The following is an 11,550-nucleotide window of genomic DNA, read 5'->3' as shown; positions in this document are numbered from 1 at the left end:
AAGTATGGTTGTTTACATGACGGAGAAATAGCATGAATCCTGAAAAATACAATAGAAGTATAAGCTTGCTTTGCCCGACTTGTAGCTGTTCAGACTTTTCCTACGAAGACGGTTGCGATGAAACAATACAAGTAATGACTTGTGCATCCTGTGGCCGAGAACTCAATAAAGATGAGCTTATTCAAGAGAATAGCGAAAATATTGACGAACACCTTTCTGAAATCAAGGAAGAAGTTTTAAAAGACGTTCAAGACGAACTACGTAAATCTTTGAAAAAGGCTTTTTCTGGTAGCAAGAATATAAGGATTAGGTAATGCCAGTAACTATTGATGCAGGTGATGTGATAGCTGGATTAGCTTTCCTTTTATCTGGCTACGCAACATGGCAAACGGTCAGCTTTAATAAGAGGCAGAAGTCACTTGTCGAAAGCCAAGAAAAGCTAAACACCATTCTCTTGGAAAAAGAAAATGAAGATGCTCTGAAAGGAAAGCAAGCTGACCTTGGTGCATCAATTATAAAACTTGGCAGCAGTAAGTATCGGCTTAAGGTTTGGAATAAAGGAGCTGCTACTGCAAGAAACGTCAGAATTGAGTTCCCTGAAGGTAACGATTTAGTTATTGAATCAGAAGTGACTGACAAATTTCCGATGGAAAGCCTCGAAAAGTATCAAGCCGTTGAGCTAATAGCCGCTGTTCATATGCAAACGAAACGAAAGCATGTTGTTCGGCTAGTTTGGGAAGATGATGCCCAGTCTTATAATGAAAAGCTCTCTTATCCTACATTGTAATGTAAATATCAACTGTGGAAAGGCTAAGGAAGATGCGAATAAGTCCCTGATGTGAGGTCATAGCTACATAGTAAATCACAGCCATTACCGCCCATGTACCAACAGTTAACTTTTGCCGATAGTGAATTTTCCAGCAAGTGCCACCGGAACAATAGCGTGCTTTTCTTGCTGTGATTGCGCATTGGCCCACTAATGTGGGGCAAAGTATCCAAGCCTATTCTGAACAGCTTAAGGCCCAAATCGTGGCGGTCTGGGGTGGTAACCCTGAAGAGGGCAACCAAAAGCTGAAACTGCAATGTGCGCAAGGCCACCTGATTAACACTCGTCCACTCTACTTACACCAAGGGGTATAGTGCATAGGGTGTTATGTTGAAAACCAATATGTGTCTATCTTGCTTCTACTAGTGCATTTGTCACTATAGGAAGATAAGTATCCATTTAATAGTTTGAATTAAATAAAAAAATACCACAATAGCCATCTTTACGGATATCCGTGAAGATGGCTTAAAATAGAGTTTAGTTTGATTAACGTTCTAGCTTATGGATTTCATTGGGGTACCTCGACATTCTTTATTTCCCGCCTTGAGGGATGAAAGCGGTTTGACTCTCATGTTGTTGTCCTATCTACCCACCCGTATGATAAACATATCCTCCACTGTGAAAAATTCCGCCTTGTTCAAGGCAAACATCACGTCCATAGCGTTCATAGTCAAAGTAATGGGATAAATGACCCAGTTGTGCTAAATCATAACAACCACTTTCTTCTATCCAGTAATAACCTAAGTCATATTCATTATTGACCCCCGCTAATTGCTGGAAAGAATCCAAGTTATCCGCTAAATGAATTAAATCATGGATTGAACTCGCTGAAGAACCGATTTCAATTGCCGCCTGATAAAGGTCAATTTCATCAGGCGATAACATGGCTAGTTGTGTGGCTAACTCGTTCAACTCATCTAAAAGGCTGTATTCTGAAATGTAGGACGAAAGTCCATCAATTGAGGATTCATAGTCGGTCAAGAAATACTCTTCATAGTGAATACCATCAATGCCAATCCGCACTAAACAGTGTTCGATCTCTTTTGAGGTTGCCGGAAGCTCAAGCCACTCACCAACCAGTTCACCTTCGTTATATTTTCCTAAGTTCGTAATAAAAACAGAAATCATCCCCGATTTTAGGCATGGGGAAGCCGTCGCTGTTATGCGCATATTCATGTCCTATTATTGATGTATTGTGATTTAATTAATGGCGATATTTTGATAAAGGGATCTATTTCCCTTTAGAAGATGATATTGATATAAAAAGCCAATCAGCTGAAAAATAGGCAACTCGCTTTAAAAATGATTAATGACGTTTTAGAGCAGGATAATGAGTTGCCTTACAATCCCGATAACATGTTATGCTTTCTATCATGATCTCAATTTGCGCGGGTTAAAACGAAAAAAGCCCCTGTCCATCAGGACAGAAGCTATTGCTTTGGTGGAATATGGGCTACACACTAAAATGCATTATAATAAAGTGATAATCATGATTACGTTTTTAGGCATAAGCTATTCCGAAATCACTTTATTTTGGCTTTCCAAAGAATCCATGTAGCCTGCATATTACCGCATTACTTGACTTCTCGTATTGCAAATGGATCTCCTATATGACATGGCTAAAGTCTTAGTGATTGATTGGATTATTAAACTTGGCAAAATCGAATGGCGAAATAGTTTGTTCACGATTAGCATCCAAATAATCCGCCCACCACTGCACCATCAGTCGCCGTTCCTCTATATGCTCTGCCTTATGAATATAAGCCGCACGCACTGAGTTGCGTTCTTGGTGGCTCATCTGCCTTTCTACAGCATCCTTCGACCATAACCCTGACTCAATCAACGAACTACATGCCATCGTTCTAAAACCATGTCCACACACTTCTGTCATAGTGTCATAGCCCATCACACGTAGTGCATTGTTTACCGTATTTTCACTCATTGGTTTTCTTGGGTTGTGATCGCCGATAAAGATCAGCTCATGAATACCGCTGAATTGATAGATCTGTTTTAAGATCTCAATGGCTTGTCTGCTTAAAGGCACTAAATGAGGGGTTCGCATTTTTGAGCCGCGATGTGAGTGTTTAACCCCTTCTATCGCTTCGCGTTCAGCAGGGATCGTCCACATAGCATTTTCAAAATCGATTTCATCCCAACGAGCAAAGCGCAATTCACTGGAACGAATGAAGACTAACAAGGTAAGTTTGGCTGCAAGTTTAGTTAAAGGTCTTCCCTTATAATCATCGATGCGTTGTAAGAACTCAGGTAGGCGTTTAAGTTCTAAAGCTGCTCTGTGCACTCGTTTCCCCGTGGCAACTGCACCAGCCATATCTTGCGCTGGGTTATAGTCGATTAAACCGCTTTGTACGGCATAGCGCATTATACCTGTCACACGTTGTTGTAAACGAGCCGCCACCAAAAGACGTCCAGACATCTCTACGGCTTTAATCGGTTCGAGTAGATCACGAGTTTTTAGTTCAGCAATATTACGTTTACCAATAGCCGCAAAGATATTGTCTTCAAGACTTTTTAATACTCGATGGCTATGGCCTTATGACCACTTTTTATTGGTCGCGTGCCAATCACGAGCAACTTTCTCAACGGTATTGAATTCCTTTTGCTGCTCTTCCTTTAATTCTTTCTTGTGTTCGCGTGGATAAATACCTAAAGTAACTTGCTTTCTGGCTGCATCTCTTCTTTCTCTGGCATCTGCTAAAGAGATCTCAGGGTATACACCAAAAGCCATCAAATGTTGTTTACCGCCAAAGCGAAAACGGAAACGCCAGTATTTAGAACCATTGGGGTGAATATACAGAAACAAGCCATCACTGTCTGTCAGTATGTAAGCTTTCTCGTCTGGTTTACCTGCACGAACTTTCGTATCAGTTAATGCCATATTCTTTGTTCTCTTCCCCCCCAGACTGGGTATATATACGAGATATCTCAGATGATTTCGCGTTACATAGATAACTACGTGCCTACGCTACAGGATGCGCCTGCATGTACTATCATTAGCAATGCCATCAATAATGCATAATAAATATTATCGAAGCGACAGATATACTCACAAGGAGGCTAATACGGGTTGGCCTGGATTGACATTCATTGACTAAAAATGCGAGGAAAGCCTTGTAACCTTAAGATTCAGGCATAAAAAAAGACGCCTTGAGCGTCTTAATTTTCACTTTAGTGGTGCCGAAGGCCGGACTCGAACCGGCACACCCGAAGGCGGTTGATTTTGAATCAACTGCGTCTACCAATTCCGCCACTCCGGCACGAAGTGATGTGTTTCTTGGAAAACGTGGCTATTATACTTGCCTTGTCTCGACTAGCAACATTTATCTTGATTATTCAGTTTGTTCGATTAAAAAAAAAGCATGTTGCTTAATATCTCCCTGATTGATATACCGTCCTGCCTTCTAAAATTGAATAACTACTCTCTCTATTAGCCATTTAATGCTTTTTGCTTAATGATCAGCCTAGACATATGTTACTTTAGTCAAATATTTGATTTAATCATTTGCTTCATCAAGGCTGCTGGCGACTTCATACGATTTTTGCTAGCGTATGCACATTGTTGAATTAGTAAAGGTATTTATACATGGGTTTTATAGGCTGGATAGCGACTGGCGTAGTTATTGGCATCCTAATAGGTGCATTAATGAAGGTCTTCGCTAAGAAAAAATAACCTTGGTCTGCTCGACCATCTGCAAAATTACCTATCGGCTGGCTCCTAAACATGAAGAGATCGTTTCTAAAAATTCTGTCAGTGTCTGCATTGTCTCTCGCATTAGCAGCTTGCTCAACGACGACAGAAAAACAACCTAAGTTTTTACAAGGCAATAATGACGCTGAGTCGAATGACTGGCGAGTGTTTGAAGGCGATAGAAGAACCTATGAGCGGGTTGCGAAGATTGTCGATCTGTATGCAAATCGCATTTTTAACGAAAGCGATGCTCGGGGCATGGCAATCATTGTTATTGATAATAACCAAACACTATCACGCTATTATGGGGAAACCGCCCCCGGAAATGGTAAAAAACCTGGCCCTCATTCGCTAGTTAGGATTGCCTCTATCACTAAGTTAATGACCAGTGAGATCTTAATTAAGCTGGAGCAGGATAAAAAATTACTGATAACGGATCCTCTACAACAATACAGTTATCATGGCGTCACTGTACCTGATAATAGTAGTGGTCACCCTATCCGTTTATACCATTTAGCAAGCCATACCAGCGGATTACCACGTGAGCAGCCGGGGGGGAAATGGGGTAGACCGGTTTTTATTTGGCCAACGCAGGATAATCGTTGGAACTGGCTAAAAAATGGTAAACTCGATGCGACACCGGGAACCGAAGCTGCTTACTCAAACCTTGCTTATGATCTGCTTGCTGATGCAATGGTTAAAGCATCGGGGCAGTCCTATCCACAGTTGTTCAGTCGTTATGTAACTTCTCCAGCCAAAATGACCGAAACAACCTATACGCCTAACGCCTCTCAATGCGCAAGGTTGATGGAAGGCACTAAGCCAAGCCCATGCCATAACACTTTAGCGGCGGCAGGAAGCGGCGGTGTCTATTCTACGCCAGCGGATATGCAAAAGTGGATGCAGCAATTTTTATCGACGGATAAAAACCTAAGAAAAGCCACAGCAGCACGTGAGCAAGGTATTTACTTCCCAAGAGAAAAATTACTTGATGTCAAAGGCATGGATGTTGCAGGTCATGCGGATGGTATTGGCCTTGGCTGGGTTTATATGAAGCCACAAAATGGTCGGCCGGGGATTTATCAGAAAACGGGTGGTGGAGGTGGGTTTAATAGCTATATAGCTATGATCCCACAACAAAATATCGGCGTTTTTGTGGTGATGACCCGCAAAGACAGCAGTAAGTTTAGTAAGTTAACCGTGGGGGTTAATGATATGGTGGCCGCTCTATCGGCTAACCATGCGTATGGAAAACATTGAAAGCGTACCGCCGACGCAATGAATGCACTGGCGAGTTATGCCCCAACCCTAAGACACTATTTTATTCAACTTGTTGCCCTTAAATTAGCAATAGGTTGATAAATAACCATTTGTTGTCATTGCTAAACAGCAAATTTTCTCAACTGTTACCGAGCGATTTTGGTCGGTAACAGTCCTTGCAGCGCTAAAAGAGCCAGATGCGCTTAACTTTTATCCTTTGTTATCGCCAACCATAATGTATTGAATGCACGGCGAGTGATACTAACTCTAAATGTCCTTAAATTAGCAATAGGTTGATAAATAACTGCGTGTTGTCATTGCCAAACAGCAAATTTTCTCGACTATTACCGAGCAATTTTGGTCGGTAACAGTGCTTACCCGCTTAATTTTTATCCTTTGTGATCACGATAATAACCAGTAAGAACCTATTTAATAGAGTGACAGCACGCATCACGGCACAAATCTTTTTATATTATATTGATGGCTTATTAATACTGTTCTTACTGTATAACTATCAATCATTGGTTTTTGCAAGCACCAAGACATATTCATCGCAATACTAGTGACATAAACAATTCAAGGAGAGAATTTTATGTCATCAATTATTATTAAAACGCATGGTGAGAAAGGGTTGCTGCAAATGCGAGATGGCACTTTTGCGAAAGTGACTAACGCCAATTGCCATGCGCTGCTAGCGGATAAAATTAAAGGCATAAAACAGAGCCCTTCGCTTATAAAACTATGCAGTTGTCATAGTGCTGAAGGGGGGCGATTCTCAAATGCACAAGTCATGGCCAATCAATTAAAACTCCCTGTAATGGGGTTTTATGGCATCACGCACGAGAATATCGTAAAAGCAGCTACTGGCAATAAAAAAGCACACCCTATTTTCCATCCTCAAGAAAATAAATTAAATGCCAAAATAAGTGAGCTAGGTAATCGATTTATTGGTAACTTACTCAAAATTAGAATTTTTATTACTCATCCAACTCTCCCTGAGCCTTTCAAGTATTGATTGGTTTAATACAAATAAATAAGCCACCGCATTACTCAATACGATGGCTTATTGGAATATTATCGATTTTAAAATTGGCTTACTTACGTTTCACCAGTAAGACAATACTGACCCCAAGGAATAGGACGCTTGGTAGTAACGCCGCAATAATAGGTGGTATGGAGTAGACCAAACTCCACTTACCAAACCCTTCATTTAGGACATAAAACAGGAAGCCACCAACAATCCCAGAGACGACACGTACCCCCATCGGTACAGTACGTAATGGACCGAAGATAAATGAAACGGCCATAAACATCATCACTGCTGCGGATAGTGGCGCTAAGATCTTTTTCCACATACTCAATTCATAGACTGCGGCTACCTGCCCACTCTCTTTTAAGTAAGCGATATATTGATAAAGCCCGCGAATCGAAAGGGAGTCTGCACTCAAGGAAACGATACCGAGTTTTTCGGGTGTCAGGTTCGTTTTCCACTCATAAGTTAAGCGCTGGGAGCCCGTAATTTTTTTCTCACTACTTAAAATAGACTCATCAACTTGAGACAGCACCCACAATTGATTGTCTTTGTCATAAGCGCCGCTTGAAGCAAACATCACCGATGTTAACTTATGCTGCTCATTAAAGCGGTAGATAGACACTTCTTGAATCGATGTGGTATCAGAGACGCGTTGAATATGAATAAAATCAGGGCCATCTTTCGCCCACATCCCTTCATCGGTCACAACTAATGAGTTACCCACAATTTTTTCTGCGCGATAATTTCTCGCCCATTGATCTGCGCTTGGGGCAACCCATTCGCCAATCAACATCGCCACAATAACCAGAGGGATCGCTGTTTTCATCACGGACAGTGCAATTTGCAAGCGTGTAAAGCCAGAAGCTTGCATAACCACCAGCTCACTACGTGATGCTAAAGCACCTAACCCTAGTAACGCTCCGAGCAGCGCCGCCATCGGAAAGAAAATATCGATATCTTTTGGGATCGTTAATAACGTAAATACCCCAGCGCCTAGGGTCGTATATTCACCATCACCAACTTTACGTAGTTGCTCGACAAATTTGATGATCCCTGAAAGGGACACCAACATAAACAAGGTCATTAAAATAGAGTTGAGGATGGTTCGTCCAATGTACCTGTCTAAAACACCAAACATCAGGCAGCCCCTCTATTAAATTTGACGCGTAAACGGCGCATTGGCACGGTATTCCATACGTTTAGGATAATCGCTAAAGCCAGATACCCTAAGTTAACTGCCCACATTGCATATTTCGGGTCAACATCCCCTTTTTCTGCGCTATTACGCAATGTACTTTGTAATAGGAAGAAAATAAGATACAGCAACATGGCTGGCAGCATGCTCAATACCCGCCCTTGACGAGGGTTCACTTCACTCAGCGGCACTACCATTAATGCCATCACCACCACCGAGAAGACAATCGTCAAACGCCAATGGAATTCTGCATTGGAATCAAAGTCATTCGCCTTCCATAACTGAAGCATATTTTTTTGTTCGACTCTATCATTGCGGGCATCACTTGGTTTGTGATCAATAACCGCCTGATAATTTTTAAAGTCGGTGATGCGGAAATCACGTAATAATGCCGTTCCTTCGTAGCGAGTTCCTTCATCCAATACCACAATTTGTCGGCCATCGGCATCTTCTCGCATATAGCCACTATCGGCGACCACTACCGATGGGCGCTGTTCATTAGTGGCGCGCAATTGTGCTAAGAAGACATTTTTAAAGTCATTACCTTTGACGTCGCCAATATACAATACGATGTTTCTATCTTTGGTGGTTTTGAATTGCCCTTCCACCATGGCAGCTAGCCCAGGGTTAGCTTTAGCGTCTGCCAGCACCTGTTCTTGATATTGCGACGACCAAGGAAGCATCCACGCAATATTGCCTATTGCGACCAATGCGGTCAACGTTGCAAGCACCAGAGCGGCCTTAACCAGAACGCTTTTCCCGAGTCCGCATGCATGCATCACCGTAATTTCACTTTCGGTGTACAGTTTGCTGTATGTCATCAGTAGCCCAAGAAATAGGCTTAAAGGGAGGATCAATTGCGCCATTTCAGGCACGCCCAATCCCAGTAACGGTAATACTAAATCTGAAGGAATATTTCCCTGAACAGCAGCCCCGAGAATATCGATGGACTTCTGACTAAAAAAAATCAACATTAGCACAAAAAGGATAGCTAGCTGACTTTTCAGGGTCTCCCGTACCAAATATCTAATAATGATCACGCTTATACGCCTGTGAAAACTTGTCTTTTGGGTGGAAAATGGCTAAGTTCGTTCAATATCTACCATTTGTTAACATATACTCTGGCTCATTGTATGACTAGAATGATATAAAAGCATTCTCTATACTGATTACCCAATCAGAACATGCTTAATATTATTGAAATACCAGATATCTGCTCAGTTTAACATAAAGAGTTCATTCTCTATGAGGTAGATTATGCTGTAACGCTAATTTTAGCGGGAGCATGGGCCTTTGTCTTTAAGATTCAGGAGAACGCATGGAGTTTAGTGTAAAAAGTGGTAGCCCGGAAAAACAACGTAGCGCATGTATCGTTGTCGGAGTCTTTGAACCACGCCGTCTGTCCCCTATAGCTGAACAGCTGGACAAAATAAGTGACGGATATATCAGCGCCCTGCTGCGCCGCGGGGAACTTGAAGGTAAAGTAGGGCAATCCCTACTACTCCATCATGTACCAAATATCCTGTCTGAACGTATTCTACTCATCGGCTGTGGTAAAGAACGTGAGCTAGATGAGCGTCAATTCAAACAGATTATTCAGAAAACAATCAGCACATTGAATGAAACTGGTTCAATGGAAGCCGTCTGTTTTTTAACTGAGTTACACGTTAAAGGCCGTAATAATTATTGGAAAGTACGTCAAGCTGTTGAAACGGCAAAAGAGTCGCTCTACGTCTTTGATCAATTGAAAAGCAATAAAACGGAACATCGCCGTCCACTGCGTAAGTTGGTTTTCAATGTGCCAACACGCCGTGAATTAACGAGCGGTGAGCGTGCTATCGCCCATGGACTCGCCATTGCGTCCGGTGTTAAGGCAGCGAAAGATCTCAGCAACATGCCACCAAACATTTGTAATGCGGCATATTTAGCATCACAAGCACGTCAATTAGCTGACATTTCTGAAAATAGGCTGACAACACGTGTTATCGGTGAAGAGCAGATGAAAGAGCTAGGCATGAATGCTTACCTCGCTGTTGGTCAAGGCTCACAAAATGAATCGCTGATGTCTATCATGGAGTACAAAGGTAACCCTGATCCTGAAGCGAAACCTATTGTATTAGTCGGTAAAGGCCTCACATTTGACTCAGGTGGTATTTCTATCAAGCCAGCAGATAGCATGGATGAAATGAAATATGACATGTGCGGTGCTGCAACGGTTTACGGTGTGATGCGTTTTATCACCGAATTGCAGTTGCCAATCAACGTGGTCGGTGTGCTGGCTGGCTGTGAAAATATGCCAGGAGGACGAGCCTATCGTCCAGGTGATATCCTCACCACGATGTCAGGGCAAACGGTTGAAGTACTTAATACTGACGCCGAAGGTCGTTTAGTGCTATGTGATACCCTCACCTATGTCGAGCGTTTTGAGCCGGAATTGGTTATCGATATCGCCACATTGACAGGGGCTTGTGTGATTGCGTTAGGTAGCCATTACACTGGCTTAATGTCAAACCACAACCCGCTAGCTCATGAGTTATTAAACGCTTCTGAGCAAGCGGGTGACCGTGCATGGCGCTTACCGTTAGCTGATGAATACTATGAGCAAATCAGCTCTAATTTTGCTGACTTAGCCAATACAGGTGGTCGTCCTGCGGGTGCAATTACTGCGGGCTGCTTCCTCGCTCGTTTTGCGACCAAATACAATTGGGCGCACTTGGATATTGCTGGTACAGCATGGCGTTCAGGTAAAGCAAAAGGCGCAACAGGCCGTCCTGTGTCATTGTTGTCACAGTTCTTACTGAACCGCGCTGGCCTGAACGGCGACGATTAGTCTTAATTGATGTCCTATAATGACGCGAGTTACAGACCATTGCGTTGTAACTCGCGTCATGGGTCTAGACGCTAAATAGCTCAAGGTGTAGCGAGTCAAATTGGCGTTGCAACTTGAACTATGACGAGTATATAGCACTCAAGAGTGCGATACGCTAAAATAGCCCCATCTTCATTTCAGGGTATTGCCTGTCGCAATACCCTTTTTGCATAACATTTTTCTATTCCATAAAGAAAGAGATGAAAAACGCCACCTTTTATTTGCTTGAACAACCATCGCCGCAAGTGGAGTTAGAAGCCCATGAATGGCTTGCTTGCGAACTTGCGGCGCAAATGTGGCGTGATGGTAAGCGTGTTTTAGTCGCGTGTGAAACCGCTGAGCAAGCAGAAAAACTGGATGAGTCACTTTGGCAAAGAGATCCTCATCAGTTCGTGCCTCATAACCTTGCTGGTGAAGGGCCTCGTTATGGCGCACCGATTGAAATTTGCTGGCCGGGGAAACGTGGAAATGCCCAACGCGATATTCTGATCAATCTTCAGAGCCAGTTTGCAGACTTTGCCACTGCATTCCATGAAGTGATAGACTTTGTGCCTATTGATGAAACTTTAAAACAGTTGGCGCGTGAACGGTATAAAATTTACCGCAGCGTCGGCTTCAATTTGACTATGGCGACGCCGCCAACTAACTGAATACGATATAA

Annotated in this window: 10 protein-coding genes, 1 tRNA gene and 1 pseudogene; 7 read left to right on the top strand and 5 right to left on the bottom strand. The window is 42.7% G+C overall.

Features of this window, described 5'->3' with window-relative positions:
* The first annotated feature begins 32 nt into the window (after nucleotides 1-32).
* The 3 genes from PR699_RS02945 to PR699_RS02935 all read left to right on the top strand — a co-directional run bounded on the left by PR699_RS02945 (nucleotide 33) and on the right by PR699_RS02935 (nucleotide 1,140).
* Nucleotides 33-314, top strand: coding sequence for a hypothetical protein (locus tag PR699_RS02945; protein WP_014657362.1), 282 nt, complete (start codon nucleotides 33-35; stop codon nucleotides 312-314).
* Nucleotides 314-787, top strand: a complete 474-nt coding sequence (locus tag PR699_RS02940) for a hypothetical protein (RefSeq protein ID WP_001145412.1) — start codon at nucleotides 314-316, stop codon at nucleotides 785-787. The genes PR699_RS02945 and PR699_RS02940 overlap by 1 nt, the downstream gene beginning before the upstream one ends.
* A gap of 194 nt (nucleotides 788-981) precedes the next feature.
* Nucleotides 982-1,140, top strand: coding sequence for a hypothetical protein (locus PR699_RS02935; RefSeq protein WP_162470586.1), 159 nt, complete (start codon nucleotides 982-984; stop codon nucleotides 1,138-1,140).
* Between the two features lie 271 nt (nucleotides 1,141-1,411).
* Here the strand turns inward: PR699_RS02935 and PR699_RS02930 are convergent, their stop codons facing one another.
* The 3 genes and pseudogenes from PR699_RS02930 to PR699_RS02920 form a co-directional block, all read right to left on the bottom strand.
* Entirely contained in the window at nucleotides 1,412-1,996 is a 585-nt protein-coding gene (locus PR699_RS02930) for an antirestriction protein ArdA (protein ID WP_014657360.1), read from the bottom strand.
* Nucleotides 1,997-2,453: 457 nt separating this feature from the next.
* Nucleotides 2,454-3,722 (bottom strand): annotated as a pseudogene (locus PR699_RS02925) (tyrosine-type recombinase/integrase).
* Between the two features lie 294 nt (nucleotides 3,723-4,016).
* Nucleotides 4,017-4,101: transfer RNA gene (locus PR699_RS02920), tRNA-Leu, on the bottom strand.
* 464 nt (nucleotides 4,102-4,565) lie between these two features.
* Between PR699_RS02920 and ampH the strand changes: the two genes are divergently transcribed.
* Nucleotides 4,566-5,792: a D-alanyl-D-alanine-carboxypeptidase/endopeptidase AmpH gene (gene ampH / locus PR699_RS02915; RefSeq protein ID WP_041705155.1), complete on the top strand. Its 1,227-nt coding sequence runs from the start codon at nucleotides 4,566-4,568 to the stop codon at nucleotides 5,790-5,792.
* Nucleotides 5,793-6,384: 592 nt separating this feature from the next.
* Entirely contained in the window at nucleotides 6,385-6,807 is a 423-nt protein-coding gene (locus tag PR699_RS02910) for a hypothetical protein (RefSeq protein ID WP_004915963.1), read from the top strand.
* 79 nt (nucleotides 6,808-6,886) lie between these two features.
* Here the strand turns inward: PR699_RS02910 and lptG are convergent, their stop codons facing one another.
* Both lptG and lptF read right to left on the bottom strand, forming a co-directional pair.
* Nucleotides 6,887-7,963, bottom strand: a complete 1,077-nt coding sequence (lptG, locus tag PR699_RS02905; RefSeq protein ID WP_004915962.1) for an LPS export ABC transporter permease LptG — start codon at nucleotides 7,961-7,963, stop codon at nucleotides 6,887-6,889.
* Nucleotides 7,963-9,060, bottom strand: a complete 1,098-nt coding sequence (gene lptF, locus PR699_RS02900) for an LPS export ABC transporter permease LptF (RefSeq protein ID WP_004915961.1) — start codon at nucleotides 9,058-9,060, stop codon at nucleotides 7,963-7,965. Before lptF ends, lptG begins: the two co-directional genes overlap by 1 nt.
* Nucleotides 9,061-9,338: 278 nt before the next feature.
* Here lptF and pepA point away from each other — a divergent pair, with 278 nt between their 5' ends.
* Both pepA and PR699_RS02890 read left to right on the top strand, forming a co-directional pair.
* The gene (pepA, locus tag PR699_RS02895; RefSeq protein ID WP_004915960.1) at nucleotides 9,339-10,850 is read left to right on the top strand and encodes a leucyl aminopeptidase; all 1,512 of its coding nucleotides are present in this window, start codon (nucleotides 9,339-9,341) and stop codon (nucleotides 10,848-10,850) included.
* Between the two features lie 239 nt (nucleotides 10,851-11,089).
* Nucleotides 11,090-11,539 carry a DNA polymerase III subunit chi gene (locus PR699_RS02890; RefSeq protein WP_004915959.1) on the top strand — a complete coding sequence of 150 codons (450 nt, stop codon included), beginning with the start codon at nucleotides 11,090-11,092 and terminating at the stop codon, nucleotides 11,537-11,539.
* Nucleotides 11,540-11,550: the final 11 nt, after the last annotated feature.

It is taken from the genome of Providencia sp. PROV268, from assembly GCF_028477805.1.
In the GTDB taxonomy this organism is placed as follows: Bacteria; Pseudomonadota; Gammaproteobacteria; order Enterobacterales; family Enterobacteriaceae; genus Providencia; species Providencia stuartii.
Note: the sequence above shows the minus strand (reverse complement) of the source record. Positions and strands in the feature narration are given on the sequence as shown.